At 72.6% G+C, this 13587-nt stretch carries 10 protein-coding genes; 4 read left to right on the plus strand and 6 right to left on the minus strand.

Annotated features, from left to right (window positions below; genetic code table 11):
- Window positions 1-75: 75 nt before the first annotated feature.
- Window positions 76-1134, minus strand: coding sequence for a LacI family DNA-binding transcriptional regulator (locus AC3ANS_RS05790; protein WP_488295216.1), 1059 nt, complete (start codon window positions 1132-1134; stop codon window positions 76-78).
- 395 nt (window positions 1135-1529) lie between these two features.
- On the opposite strand from AC3ANS_RS05790, the gene AC3ANS_RS05795 reads away from it, so the two are divergent.
- The gene (locus tag AC3ANS_RS05795) at window positions 1530-2258 is read left to right on the plus strand and encodes a polyprenol monophosphomannose synthase (protein WP_488296435.1); all 729 of its coding nucleotides are present in this window, start codon (window positions 1530-1532) and stop codon (window positions 2256-2258) included.
- On the plus strand, window positions 2255-3826 hold the full coding sequence (locus AC3ANS_RS05800; protein WP_488295217.1) for an ArnT family glycosyltransferase: 1572 nt from the start codon (window positions 2255-2257) through the stop codon (window positions 3824-3826). The genes AC3ANS_RS05795 and AC3ANS_RS05800 overlap by 4 nt, the downstream gene beginning before the upstream one ends.
- Before the next feature lie 165 nt (window positions 3827-3991).
- On the opposite strand, the gene AC3ANS_RS05805 is transcribed toward AC3ANS_RS05800, so the two are convergent.
- Window positions 3992-5170: a benzoate/H(+) symporter BenE family transporter gene (locus tag AC3ANS_RS05805; RefSeq protein WP_488295218.1), complete on the minus strand. Its 1179-nt coding sequence runs from the start codon at window positions 5168-5170 to the stop codon at window positions 3992-3994.
- A 59-nt stretch (window positions 5171-5229) separates the two neighbouring features.
- On the opposite strand from AC3ANS_RS05805, the gene AC3ANS_RS05810 reads away from it, so the two are divergent.
- Complete coding sequence (locus AC3ANS_RS05810; RefSeq protein WP_488295219.1) at window positions 5230-5757, plus strand: helix-turn-helix domain-containing protein; 528 nt, start codon at window positions 5230-5232, stop codon at window positions 5755-5757.
- 169 nt (window positions 5758-5926) lie between these two features.
- On the opposite strand, the gene AC3ANS_RS05815 is transcribed toward AC3ANS_RS05810, so the two are convergent.
- From AC3ANS_RS05815 to AC3ANS_RS05825, 3 genes are all read right to left on the minus strand, one after another.
- Entirely contained in the window at window positions 5927-9313 is a 3387-nt protein-coding gene (locus AC3ANS_RS05815; protein ID WP_488295220.1) for a pyruvate carboxylase, read from the minus strand.
- A gap of 70 nt (window positions 9314-9383) precedes the next feature.
- A complete protein-coding gene (locus tag AC3ANS_RS05820) occupies window positions 9384-10877 on the minus strand; it encodes a PH domain-containing protein (RefSeq protein WP_488295221.1) in 1494 nt (497 codons plus the stop codon).
- Window positions 10874-11371, minus strand: coding sequence for a PH domain-containing protein (locus tag AC3ANS_RS05825; protein ID WP_488295222.1), 498 nt, complete (start codon window positions 11369-11371; stop codon window positions 10874-10876). Before AC3ANS_RS05825 ends, AC3ANS_RS05820 begins: the two co-directional genes overlap by 4 nt.
- A 19-nt stretch (window positions 11372-11390) precedes the next feature.
- Here AC3ANS_RS05825 and AC3ANS_RS05830 point away from each other — a divergent pair, with 19 nt between their 5' ends.
- Window positions 11391-12692 carry a calcium-binding protein gene (locus tag AC3ANS_RS05830; RefSeq protein ID WP_488295223.1) on the plus strand — a complete coding sequence of 434 codons (1302 nt, stop codon included), beginning with the start codon at window positions 11391-11393 and terminating at the stop codon, window positions 12690-12692.
- Here AC3ANS_RS05830 and arsM read toward each other — a convergent pair.
- Window positions 12682-13500, minus strand: a complete 819-nt coding sequence (gene arsM, locus AC3ANS_RS05835; RefSeq protein ID WP_488295224.1) for an arsenite methyltransferase — start codon at window positions 13498-13500, stop codon at window positions 12682-12684. The genes AC3ANS_RS05830 and arsM overlap by 11 nt on opposite strands.
- Between the last annotated feature and the right edge of the window lie 87 nt (window positions 13501-13587).

The following is a 13587-nucleotide window of genomic DNA, read 5'->3' on the forward strand; positions in this document are numbered from 1 at the left end:
AATGACATCCATACGGTGGGTCAAGGGTCGCGCGGGCCGAGATCGCCGCGAGGTGCGACGCGGCGAGGAGTGCTCTCAGGCCGGGGGCGCGGCGACGGAGCCCCGGGCCCGAACGGGCATCGGTATCCGAGTGATCCCGCCCACCGGGGCACCGCCGTCGCGATGCCGGTCGATCTCTCGGAAGAGGAGGTCGACGGCGGCTCTGCCCAGTTCGTAGTGCGGGAGCGCCACGGTGGTCAGCGCAGGACGCATCCAGGTCGCGACCGGGTGGTCGTCGAAGGAGACGACGGAGACGTCGGTCGGCACCGTGAGGCCGTGGTGAGCCAGTGCCTGGTAAGCGCCGAACGCCAGCCGGTCGTTGAGGCAGACCAGGGCCCGCGGCCGCTCGCGGGCCAGCAGCTCCGACGTGGCGTCGTACCCTGCCTCGGGCTGCCAGTCGGCGATCATCGCCCCGCTGGCGATCTCGACCCCGGCGGACCCGAGCACCTCGAGCAGGCCGGTCAGCCGCTCCGTGGCCGCCAGCCCCCCGGAGAGGTCGTCGTGAGCTCGCGGACCCGCTCCGATGAGGTGGATGCCGTCGTGGTGGCCTGCGTCGAGCAGGATCCGCGCCACCGCCCGGCCCGCTTCGACCTCGTCCGGAAGGACGGAGGGGATCGTGGTGGTGGAGGTCGCGACGGCGTTGAGCAGCACGGCGGGTCGGCTCGGCAACCCCGCCGGGACCTCGATCGCCCGCGTGAACATCGAGGCGAAGACCAGGCCGTCCACCTGACGGTCGTGCATCGCCTGCAACAGCTGGCTCTCGAGGTCGGCGTCGCCCTCGGTCTCGCCGATGAAGAGCATCACGCCCTGGTCGTGGGCTGCCTCGAGCGCGCCCTTGATCATGTCGCCCGCGAGCCGCGACGTCGCGACCGTGTCGGAGACGAAGCCGATGGTCCGGGTGGTGCCGGTGCGCAGGCTCACCGAGAGGATGTTCCTGCGGTAGTTCAGCTCGTCCGCAGCCTCGAGGACTCGCTGCTCGACAGCCTCGGAGATGCGCAGCTCGCGGCCCCGCCCGCTCAGCACCAACGAGACGGTGCTCGGGGACACGCCGGCGCGTCGGGCGACGTCGGCCATCGTGGCTCGGTGCGCGCTCACGGGAGCACCTCCTGGGTTCGCCGGTCCTCCGAATCGAGGCAGCCACCGGCACGAGGAGGCCGGTGCTCGTCCGCGCGTCCGGGCCGACCCGGACCGGGCCAACGATAGTGGCTCTGTCCGTTGACCCGGTGAGTGTCGTGCGGTCGTTGCGCGACCGGAGCCGAGAGGCGTGCCCGAGGGCGGTCGTCCGGGACGAGTCGCGTCGCCTCGGACGCCTCGCTGTCTGGCGCCCTCAAAGGGTTTGGCGAATCATGCCGAAATGCGAGGATTCCGGCGTCCGGCAACTGACTTTTTCCCGGTTGTACCCTGATTGTGGTCGTTGCTCGGATCGATTTACGTCGCACGTCCCATCTCGGGCGTGAGCATCACGGGGGAGTCACCAAGTGCGTATTGTCATGGTCGTACCGACCTATAACGAGGTCGAGAACATCGGTCCGCTCGTGTCCCGGCTCCGAGCCGCCGAGCCGGACGTGGATGTCTTCATCGTCGACGACAACTCGCCGGACGGGACCGGTCGGCTCGCGGACGCGATCGCGGAGCGCGACGGCCGGGTGTCGGTCCTGCATCGTCCCGGGAAGTCCGGTCTGGGAGCGGCGTACGTGCACGGCTTCTCCACGGCCCTCGCCCGCGGGTACGACGTGGTCGGCGAGATGGATGCCGACGGGTCTCATCGGCCCGAGGAGCTGAGGCGCCTCGTGGCCGCGATCGAGGACGGCGCGGAGCTCGCGATGGGATCGCGCTGGGTGCCCGGGGGAGAGGTCCGCAACTGGCCCTGGTCTCGCCGCCTGCTCTCGAGGTGGGGCAATCGGTATGCCCGGCTGGCACTCGGCATCCCGTTGCGCGATGCGACCGGGGGCTATCGGCTCTTCACGGCGAGGGCCCTCGAGGCGGCCGACCACGAGTCCGTGGAGTCCTTCGGCTACTGCTTCCAGATCGACATGGCGTGGCGGGTCTGGCGGGCGGGCCTGCCGGTGCGCGAGGTCCCGATCACGTTCGTCGACCGGACTCGCGGCGAGTCGAAGATGAGCGCAGGCATCGCGCTCGAGTCGTTCCGCCGGGTCACCACCTGGGCCTTCAGATCTCGCGTCGTCGAACGGACCCGGAGCGCGGACCTGGTGGCGTGAGCCCGCTCGTGGGCGCCGGCCTGAAGCTCCAGGACCGGAGCCCGGTCTCGGCGCCCGTCCGCCGGCGCGGCGTGCCGTGGTTCCTGGTCACCGCCATCGCGGTGTCGACCCTGCTGCGCTTTCCGGGACTGATCTGGCCGCTCTCACCCGACGAGGCAGGGTTCACCCTGGTCGGTCGGTCCGTGGCGCCGACGGGCGGCAGCCTCTACGGGACCTACTGGGTGGATCGATCACCCGTGCTCGTGGGCGCCTACGCGCTGTTCGCCGACCTAGCCGGCGACTACGGGGCCCGGGTCTTCGCCGCTGTCGCCGGCGCCCTCATCGTGTGGGCCGCCTACGCGATCGGCCTGGAGCTGTCGGGTCGCCGTGCGGCGCGGCTGTCGACGGTGGTGCTGGTCGCGCTCCTGGCCAACCCCGGCTTCAGTGCCTGGACGGGCAAGGGCGAGGTCTTCGGCACCGCGCTGGTGGCCATCAGCGCGGTGTGCTCGTTGCGGGCGATGCAGGCTCGGGGAGCCGGCCTGCTCCAGGTCCGGCTGTACGGCTTCGGTGCTGGGCTGACCGCGATGCTCGCGGTGTGCATGAAGCAGAGCCTCCTTGGCGGGTTCGCTTTCGGCGCGGTCGTCGTGCTCGGTTCGCTGCTGGCCGAGCGGATCGGGACGGGCCAGGCGTTCCGCTACGCAGGGCATGCGGCGCTCGGCGCGCTCGTTCCCGTGGCCGGCATGGTCGCGTGGGTCTTGCTGACACCCGCCTCGCTCGACTCGCTGTGGTACCAGGTCATCGGGTTCCGTGCCGACGCCTCCCACGTCCTCGTCTCCGGGCACACCGCCGCGCCCAGTCAGCGCGCCCACGGACTCTGGGTGCTCGCGGCGACCTCGTGGCTCGCTCCGATCATCGCGGCCTACCTCGTGTGCGTGCCCTGGCTCGTACGCCGAGCCTCGGTGGAGGTCGCGGCGCTGCTCGCGCTCCTCGCGGTCGACGTCGCCGGGATCGTGCTCGGGGGCAGCTACTGGCACGCCTACCTCATCCCACTGGTCTTCGACGCTGCGCTGGCGCTCGGGCTCGTAGCAGCTCTCGCCGGATGGCCCCGCCTCGTGTGTGTCGGGCTCGTCGCGGCGACCTGCTGGACGTCGCTGAGTTCGCTGCGGGACTTCACGCACAGCCGGTTGAGTGGAGAGGTGAGTGCCGTCCCCTACAACGCCGGGCTGGCGATCCGGCAGGTCGCCGATCCGGACGAGACGATCGTCAGCCTCTACGGATCCGCCGACGTCGTCTTCGCGTCCGGCCTCGCATCGCCGTACCAGTACCTCTGGAGCCTGCCCATGCGAACGCTCGACCCGGATCTCACCGAGCTCGAAGGAGTGCTCGGCGGCCCCGATGCTCCGACCTGGATCGTCGCCCCCCTCTCGATCGACTCCTGGGACATCGACGCGGACCATTCCCTGCGGGCCGTCATCGATCAACGCTACGAGGTCGTCGAGGATGACTGCGGAGTGACGATCTACCACCTGCAAGGCATCACCCCGGCGGTCGACCTCGACTGCGACGCGACTTTCACGGTCTGGCAATAGCGCTCTTTCGTCGAGCTGCGGAAATCGAGACGTCGACCCGTCGGTGATTCTCGCGGCCGCCTTCGACGACGATGAGCGTGTTGATTCCGCAATGCACGCAGGCACAGCAGGATTGCGCGCGAGAATGCCGCGAGGAATCCCGATCCTGACGACGTGGCAGCGTCGTCAGGCCGATCCTCGGCGGCCGGCCCAGCCCAGGACCGGCCGGAGCAGGAGTCCGGCCACGAGTGCCCAGAACGCCGCGCCGACGCCGAGCACCGTGATGCCGGAGGCGGCGACGAGGAAGCAGACCACCGCGGCCTCGCGGCCGTGCTCGTCGTCGAGCGCGCCGGAGAGCGCGGCACCCAGCGTGCCGAGGAGCGCCAACCCGGCGGCGGCCTCGATCACGTCGCCGGGCCCCGCGGAGACCAGGGCGGCGAGTGCGCCGGAGGCCAGCGCGAGCACCAGGTAGGTGCAGGACGCGCTGACGCAGGCGATCCAGCGGCGGGACCGGTCCGGGCCCGCGGCCGGCCCGGCGGCGAGCGCGGCGGTGATCGCGGCCAGGTTGATCGCGTGTCCGCCAAACGGTGCACCGACCAGGGTCCCCAGCCCGGTGACCGTCATCGTCTCCCGCCAGGGCACCTCGTAGCCGAAGCTCGCGGTGATCGCGACCCCCGGGACGTTCTGGGACGCCATCGTCACGATGAACAGGGGGACGGCGATGCTCACCATCGCGGGCAGCGTCCAGGTGGGCGTCGTCCACGCGAGGGTCGGGACCAGGTCGGCGGCGGCCACGGACGAGCCCGCGTCGACGACGACCACGACCAGCGCGACGAGCAGTGACACCGGCACGGCCCAGCGCCGCGAGACCGGGTGCATGAGCAACCAGGCCAGCACCACCGGCCCGACGAGGTACGGCGAGTTCGCCAGGCCGGTCACGGGGGCGAGGCAGATCGGCAGCAGCACCCCGGCGAGCATCGCCCGGGCGAGCGAGGTCGGGATGTGTGAGATCAGCTCGCCGAGCCAGGGGACCAGGCCGGTGAGCAGGATCAGCCCGGCGGTCACCACGAACGCTCCCACTGCGGCGGCCCAGCCGCCCTCGACCGTGCCCGTGGAGACCAGCAGGGCGGCGCCCGGTGTCGACCACGCGAGCGTGATCGGCCGGCGGTGGCGCACGGCCAGCCAGATCATGCCCAGCGCCTGGGTCACGAAGACCGACAAGAGCCCGGACGCGGCCTCCGCCGGCGACGCGCCGACCGCGGCGAGACCGGCCAGCACCACGACGAACGAGCTGCTCGACCCGACGACCGCGGTGACGATCCCGGCGACGATGGGCGTGCTGTCATGGTGAGTCGAGGGGCTCATCGGGCAGACTCCGCTACGGTGGGTTCTGTAAATAGAACGCAACCGTAGCGGAGGTGGCGGTGTCGAGCGAACCGGGAGCGGCCGCCGGCGCGCGGATCCGGGCGTTGCGCCAGGAGCGCGGGCTCACCCTCACCGCGTTGGCCGAGGCCGCCGGCATCGGCAAGGGCTCGCTCTCCGAGCTGGAGTCCGGGCGCCGCAACCCCACGCTCGACACGTTGTACGCCGTCGCCGGGCCGCTCGGCGTACCCCTCGCTGCGTTGCTCGACTTCAGCACGGGGGCGGTCGCGTCCGACCAGGGATTCGAGGGCGTGCTCCTGCACACCGAGCGCGACGAGCACTCGACCTCCGAGGTCTACCTGCTCCGGGTCGCCGCCGGCGTCACCCGGGACTCACCGGCCCACGCGGCGGGTGCCGTCGAGCAGCTGGTGGTGCTCTCCGGCAGCTGCCGGGTCGAGTACGCCGACCAGCGGCTCGACCTCGAGGCCGGGAGACATGCCGCCTGGCCGGCCGACGTACCGCACCGGTACACCGCCACCGGAGCCGGCCCGCTACGGGCCGTCAACGTGATCGTCACGCCGGTCGGGTGAGACCGGCCCGGTCCCGGCCTCGGGGGTGATCCGGGTGGGCGGTGGATGGGACACCGCTGGCCCAGGGGTGATCCGGGTGGGCGGTGTCTGGTCCACGCCGCGTGCCTGGTGGGAGGTGGATGGGACACCGCCGGCCCAGGGGTGGCCGGCGGTCCAGGAGTCGATGACCTCAGGCCAGCACGAGCACCAGGTCGCCGCCCTCGACGGCCTGGGTGCCCGCCAGTGCCAGCCGCTCGACGGTGCCGGCGACCGGTGCGGTGATCGAGGCCTCCATCTTCATCGCCTCGATCGTGGCCACGGTGTCGCCGGCCGCGATCTGCTGGCCCTCCTCGACGACGATCGTGACCACGCCCTGGAACGGCGCGGCGACGTGGCCCGGCTTGGACGTGTCGGCCTTCTCGGCCGCGGCCACCTCGGCCGCGACGCTGCGGTCGCGCACGCTCACCGGCCGGAGCTGACCGTTGATCGTGGTCAACACGGTGCGGAAGCCGCGCTCGTCGGGGTCGGTGATCGCCTGCACCCCGAGGATCAGCGTCTTGCCCTCGTCGATCTCGACCTCGTGCTCCTCACCGCGCCGCAGGCCGTAGAGGTAGTCGAGCGTCGGCAGCACCGAGGTGTCGCCGTACCGGTTGCGGGACTCGGTGAACTCCTTGGTCGGGCCGGGGAACAGCAGCGTGTTGAGCGTACGGCGGCGCGTGTCGCTCGAGCCGGCGAGGGCCTCGGCCTGCTCGGCGGTGAGCTCCTCGACCGGCGGCTTGTGGGACCGGCCGGCCAGCGCCTTGGTGCGGAACGGCTCGGGCCAGCCGCCCGGCGGGTCGCCGAGCTCGCCGCTGAGGAAGCCGATCACCGAGTCGGGGATGTCGAACTTGCCCGGGTCCTCGGCGAACTCCTGCGGGTCGGCACCCACCGCGACGAGGTGCAGCGCGAGGTCGCCGACGACCTTGGAGGACGGGGTGACCTTGACGATGTTGCCGAGGATGTCGTTGGCCGCGGCGTACATGTCCTCGATCTGCTCGAACTTCTCGCCGAGGCCGAGCGCGATCGCCTGCTGGCGGAGGTTGGAGAGCTGCCCGCCCGGGATCTCGTGGCGGTAGACCCGCCCGGTGGGCGACGGCAGTCCGGACTCGAACGGCGCGTAGACGCGACGCGTCGCCTCCCAGTAGGGCTCGAGCGCGCAGACCGCGGCGAGCGACAGCCCGGTCTCGCGGGGGCCGTGGTCGGTGGCCGAGACCAGTGCCGACAGCGGCGGCTGCGAGGTGGTGCCGGCCATCGAGGCGGTGGCCGCGTCGACCGCGTCGACACCCGCGTCGATCGCCGCGAGCAGCGTCGCGAGCTGGCCGCCGGGGGTGTCGTGGGTGTGCAGGTGCACGGGCAGGTCGAAGCGGTCGCGGAGCGCGGTCACCAGCGTGCGCGCCGCGGGCACGCGCAGCAGGCCGGCCATGTCCTTGATCGCGAGCACGTGGGCGCCGGCGTCGACGATCCGGTCGGCGAGCTGGAGGTAGTAGTCGAGCGTGTACAGCGACTCGTCGGGGTCCGAGAGGTCGCCGGTGTAGCAGAGCGCCACCTCGGCGACGGCCGTGCCGGTGGAGCGGACGGCCTCGATCGCGGGCCGCATCTGCTCGACGTCGTTGAGCGCGTCGAAGATGCGGAACACGTCGATGCCGGTCGCCGCGGCCTCCTCGACGAACGCCTGCGTCACCTCGGCGGGGTACGGCGTGTAGCCGACGGTGTTGCGCCCCCGGAGCAGCATCTGCAGGCAGATGTTCGGCACCGCCTGCCGGAGCGCGGCCAGCCGCTCCCACGGGTCCTCGGCCAGGAAGCGCAGGGCGACGTCGTACGTCGCGCCGCCCCAGGCCTCGACCGACCACAGCTGCGGCGTGGTGCGCGCGACGTGGCCGGCCACCGCCAACAGGTCGCGGGTGCGGACCCGGGTGGCCAGCAGGCTCTGGTGGGCGTCGCGGAACGTCGTGTCGGTGACCGCGACCTGGTCCTGCGCCCGGAGCCGTCGGGCGAACTCCTCGGGGCCGACCTCGAGCAGCAGCTGCCGGCTGCCGTCGGGCGCGGGCACCTCGAGGTTGACCTCCGGCAACTTGGTCGCCGGGTCGATGCTGACCGGGGCCGCGCCGTACGGCTGGTTGACGGTGACGTCGGCGAGATAGCTGAGCAGCTTGCTGCCGCGATCGCCCGTGCCACGGGCCCGCATGAGCTGCGGGTGGGTCTCGATGAAGGAGGTGGTGACGTGCCCCGAGGCGAAGTCCGGGTCGGCGAGCACCGCCTGGAGGAAGGGGATGTTCGTGGAGACACCGCGGATGCGGAACTCCGCGACCGCGCGGCGGGCCTTCTCGACGGCCTTGTCGAACGTGCGGCCCCGGCAGGTCAGCTTGGCGAGCATCGAGTCGAAGTGCGCGGAGACCTCGGCGCCGGTGTAGACGGTGCCGCCGTCGAGGCGCACGCCGCCGCCGCCCGGGGAGCGATAGGTCGTGATCACGCCGGTGTCGGGCCGGAAGTTGTTGGCCGGGTCCTCGGTGGTGATCCGGCACTGCAGCGCGGCCCCGCGCAGGGTCACGGATTCCTGGGAGAGCCCGAGGTCCGCCAGGGTCTCTCCCGCCGCGATCCGCAGCTGGGACTGGACGAGGTCGACGTCGGTGACCTCCTCGGTCACCGTGTGCTCGACCTGGATGCGCGGGTTCATCTCGATGAACACGTAGTTGCCCTGCGGGTCGAGCAGGAACTCCACGGTGCCGGCGTTGCGGTAGCCGATCTCGCGAGCGAAGCGCACCGCGTCGGCACACATCCGGTCCCGGATCTCGGGGTCGAGGTTGGGCGCGGGCGCGATCTCGATGACCTTCTGGTGGCGGCGCTGCACCGAGCAGTCGCGCTCGAAGAGGTGCATGACGTTGCCCTCGGCGTCGGCGAGGATCTGGACCTCGATGTGGCGCGGGTCGACGACGGCCTGCTCGATGAACACCGTCGGGTCGCCGAACGCGCCCTCGGCCTCGCGCATGCACGTCTCGACGGCCTCGCGCAGGTCCTCGGGACGGTCGACGCGCCGCATCCCGCGCCCGCCGCCACCGGCGACGGCCTTCACGAACAGCGGGTAGGGGAGCGCCGACGCGGACTCGACGAGGTGGTCGGCGTCCGTGGACGGCTCGATGCTCGCCAGCGTCGGTACGCCGGCGGCCTTGGCCGCGGCGATCGCGCGCGCCTTGTTGCCGGTGAGCGTCAGCACCTCGGCGGTCGGGCCGATGAACGTGATGCCGGCGTTCGCACAGGCCTCGGCCAGGGCAGGGTTCTCGGAGAGGAAGCCGTAGCCGGGGTAGACCGCGTCGGCGCCCGAACGGAGCGCGACCGCCACGATCGCCTCGGGGTCGAGGTAGGCGCGCACCGGGTGCCCGCGCTCGCCGATCTCGTAGGCCTCGTCCGCCTTGAGGCGGTGCTCGGACCACCGGTCCTCGAACGGGAAGACCGCGACCGTGCGTGCACCGACCTCGTACGCAGCCCGGAACGCTCGGATCGCGATCTCGCCGCGGTTGGCGACCAGCACCTTGGAGAACATGCGCACAACCTATAAGTCGGCGCCAGCGTCTCGACCGGGCCCACGCCCCGCGAGACAGAGCGCCGGAAGGCTACTCGCCGGTCACCACGAACGGTGCGAGCAGGTCCGGTGCGGCCGCGAGCGCGACGCCGACGGCGGCCGCCTCGGGCACATCGATCGCGGTGACGGCCTGCCGGCCGCCGGCCGTGGTGGCGGTCAGGGAGTTCAGTCGGGCTCGCCGCTGGAACCACGTGGACCGCAGGTTCCAGCCGATCACGCCGTCGAGCTCCAGGGCCTCACGCCGGCGGTCGATGCTGCCCGAGCGCACCACGAAGAACCCGTCGACCAGCGTGTGCCCGAGGGCGGTGGCGCGATCGGCGGCGAGGAGGACGGCGACCGGCAGGGCCACCGCCGCCAGCACGGGCACCCACAGCGGGAGGTCGGCCAGCAGGTCCGCCGCGACGGCGGCGCCGACCAGGACCACCGCGGGCACCAGGGCGCGGCTGTAGCGCCGGGCGCGGGCCCGCGGCCCGTGACCGGTGAGCGGCGCCGAGAACGGCGTACCGGTGCGCAGCACCTCGCCGGCCACCCGGCCGACGACAGCACGCGGAGCGGGCGGCACCAGCACCGCGCTACCGGTCTGGCCCCGGTCGAGACCGGTCACGATCGCGGAGGCCCGGGCCCCGCCGGCCAGGCGGAGGCCGATCGGCTCGCCGACCACCACGCCACGCAGGCGCTCGTCGTCCAGGGTGGTCTCTCGGGTGGTGAGCAGCCCCCGGCGCAGGTGCCACGCCCCGCCCCGGACCGGGCCGGTGTGCGTGAGCCGGAAGCCCCAGTTCGTCACGACGTACCCGCCGATGGAGAGCAGGGTCACGGCCGCGGCCAGTGCCAGCACGACGACGGGTACGACGGCCCACAGCGACCAGGCGCCCGCGTCGTCGCTGAGGCGCTCGGTGTCGACGTCGAAACCGCCCAGCGTGCTGATGACCTGGCTCACCAGGCCGACCACGCCGGCCGCGATCACCAGCCCCGAGCTGGTGAACGGTGCGAAGCGCACCCAGGCCGGGTCGAGCTCGAGCACGGGCGGGGGCACGAGATCGGGCGCGTCGGTGCCGACGGGTCGGTCCAGCAGCAGCTCGGCGCGCAGCAGGCGGGCCCGCTCCGCCGGCAGGCCGTCGAGGTCGAGGCGGTCGTCGTCGTCGGAGGAGGCGGTGCCGGTGCCGATCCGCACCGAGGTCAGGCCCAGCAGTCGGTGCACCGGGGGAGCGGTGATGTCCACGGTCCGCACCCGGTCCACCGGGGTGGAGAGCACGTGCCGGTTCAGCAGGCCGCGGCGCAGCTCGACGCGGCCGTGCGCGATCCGGTACGCCGTCGTCACGTACCGCAGCACGCCCAGGCCCACCGGCACCGAGACGCCGGCGAGCTGCCACCACTCCGCGGCACCCCCCGACGCCGTACCGGCGACGAACACGCCCACCAGCACCGGCAGGAACCGGGCCAGCTCCTTGACGGGGTAGACGAGCAGCATCCGGGGATCGAGCCGCTGCCACCCCTCCTCAGCCGGGGGCATGAGGTCCGTGGTCACGTCGCGTCGCCGGGCAGCGTCTCGGCCATCAGCGTGAGCTCGTCGACCAGCGCGAGCGCGCGCTGCCGCTCCAGACCGGCGATCTCGAGTGCCCCGGCCGCCGACGCCGTCGTGACCGTCACGGTCGCGAGCCCGAAGAGCCGGGCGATCGCGCCCTCGGCATGGTCGACGGTCTGGATCCGTGACATCGGCGCGATCCGGCGCTCGCGGGCCCACCACCCGGTCTGGGTGTAGACCGCGGTGCCGGTCACCTCCCACCGGTGCACCGTGTAGCGCCACTGCGGCACCACGACGACGTACGCCGCACCGGCGATCGCGACCAGCACGATGGCCCACCACGGCACCGGTGCCCACCCGGCCACCGGTCCGGCGACCACCAGGATCGTGAGCAGCACGAGCGCCTCGAGCCCGGCCGCGACGCCCCACATCAGCCGCGCCCGCGGGCTGACCCGCTGGCTGGGCTCGCGCAGCGTGGGCTGGATCGGGACGCTCATGCAGCCGAAACTAGCGGTCATGCGTACACGACTCGTGAGTGGACTCGGCATCCTCGCAGCGCTCGTGCTCGCGATCGGGGCGATCCCCGACGCCGGGCCGGCCGGAGCCGCGCTCGCACCGCCCGCCTGCCACGGGTTGCCCGCGACGATCGTGGGCACCGCCGGCGACGACGTGGTGCGCGGCACCTCCGGTCCCGACGTGATCGTGGCGCGGGCGGGCGACGACGTCGTCCGGGGCCTCGGGGGCGACGACGTCATCTGCGGTGGCGACGGTGCCGACCGGATCCTGGGCGGCCCGGGCGACGACCAGCTCTTCGGCCAGCGCGACGCGGTCGAGCTCGACCGCGGAGGCACCTACCTCGCGCCCGACGTGCTCGACGGCGGGGCCGGCGACGACCTCCTCGACGTCGGCGCAGACCGGCGCCGGGTGTCCCAGGACTCCGCGTTCGGCGTCGTGAGCTACGCGTCCGCACGTCGCGGGGTACGGGTCGACCTGGGTGCCGAGGACGGGATCGGCACCGCCACCGGTGTGGGGCACGACCGGATCGTGGTCGTCCCTGCGGGGCACTGCGAGGCGGCACCCTGCTTCGGCATGGTCGTCGAGGGCTCGGCGTACGACGACACGCTGCTGGGCAGCGCGGGTCCCGACGACCTCGTCGCGGGCTGGGGTGACGACCACGTCGACGGCCGGGGTGGCGACGACGAGCTCGACCCCGAGGGGCTCGACCGCCCCGCTCAGTCGGACACGGACGTCGTCGACGGGGGCACCGGGGACGACCGGCTGATCGCCTGGCACGGCCACGACCGGCTCGACGGCGGCGAGGGCGACGACCAGGTCGGGAGCTTCGCGCGCGTCGCCGCGCAGGTGGCCGGCGGGCCGGGCGACGACGACGTGTTCACGACGGTCACCCGGCCCGGGTTCGTGCTCGACGGCGGCGAGGGCCACGACACGGCGTACCTCGCCCGTCCCGGCCGCGATCGCGGCACGGAGCCCGGGTCGCTGTTCGTGGTCCAGATGGGCGAGGGCACCGTGAGCCGGGACGGCCGGGTGCTCGGCACCGTCGCGGGCCTCGAGGAGGTCACGCTCGACGACCACCTGCGGTGGCACTACCTCGGGACCGACGAGCGTGACGTCCTCACGGGCGGCTACTACTGGCCGCTGCGGGCCGAGACCTTCGGCGGCGACGACGAGATCACCGGCAGCGGGAAGGCCGACCGGATCGATGCCGGCGACGGGCAGGACACCGTCGACGGCCGCGAGGGCCGCGATACCTGCCTGAACGCCGAGGTCACCGGGAGCTGCGAGGTCCTCAGCCCGTGACCGGCTTGGTCGCCCGGATGATCGCGGAGTGCATCCCGTCGGCCGCGGCGTGGGTGAACTCCACCTCCGTGTCGACGAACCCGACCGCGGCGAGGCCCTCGACGTACTCCGAGCGTGACAGCGCGCCGGCGATGCAGCCGACGTAGGAGCCGCGCTCGGCGCGGTCCGCGGCGGTGAGGTGGTCCTCGGCGACGACGTCGGAGATGCCGATCCGGCCGCCCGGGGTCAGCACGCGGTACATCTCGGCGAGCACCTTCGGCTTGTCGACGGACAGGTTGATGACGCAGTTGGAGATCACGACGTCGACGGAGCCGTCGGGGAGCGGGACGTCCTCGATGGTGCCCTTGAGGAACTCCACGTTGGTGGCGCCCGCCTTGGCCGCGTTGGCCCGGGCCAGCTCCAGCATCTCGTCGGTCATGTCGACGCCGTAGGCGAACCCGGTCTCGCCGACCCGGCGCGCGGAGAGCAGGACGTCGATCCCGCCGCCGGAGCCGAGGTCGAGGACCCGCTCGCCGGCGCGCAGGGCCGCGACGGCGGTCGGGTTGCCGCAGCCCAGGCTCGCGGCGAGGGCCTCGGCCGGGAGGTCACCCTGCTGCGCCGCGTCGTACAGGCCGGCGCCGAAGGTGTCGTCGACGGTGCCCGTCGTCCCCCCGCAGCAGGAGTCCGAGCCGCACGCGTCGTCCGCGATCGGCAGCTGGGTCTGCAGCTTGTCGTTGACCTCGACGTTGGTGGCGCCGGCGCGGACGGCGGTGGCGGCCTGGGCGTAGCGGACGCGGACCTGCTCGCGCAGCTCCTCGGTGGTGGACATGTCGGACTCCTTCACATTGACGGACATCGATAGATCGATGATGGTCGATCTATCGATGTCTGTCAATGCATGTGGCACCATGGCGTC

This window comes from Nocardia sp. 149-1B (assembly GCF_057747975.1).

Coding starts and splice junctions, on each gene's coding strand:
- AC3ANS_RS05795 (WP_488296435.1), top strand. CDS start 1,530: ATGGTCGTACCGACCTATAACGAGGTCGAGAACATCGGTCCGCTCGTG.
- AC3ANS_RS05805 (WP_488295218.1), bottom strand. CDS start 5,170: ATGAGCCCCTCGACTCACCATGACAGCACGCCCATCGTCGCCGGGATC.
- AC3ANS_RS05815 (WP_488295220.1), bottom strand. CDS start 9,313: ATGTTCTCCAAGGTGCTGGTCGCCAACCGCGGCGAGATCGCGATCCGA.
- AC3ANS_RS05825 (WP_488295222.1), bottom strand. CDS start 11,371: ATGAGCGTCCCGATCCAGCCCACGCTGCGCGAGCCCAGCCAGCGGGTC.
- AC3ANS_RS05830 (WP_488295223.1), top strand. CDS start 11,391: ATGCGTACACGACTCGTGAGTGGACTCGGCATCCTCGCAGCGCTCGTG.
- arsM (WP_488295224.1), bottom strand. CDS start 13,500: ATGTCCACCACCGAGGAGCTGCGCGAGCAGGTCCGCGTCCGCTACGCC.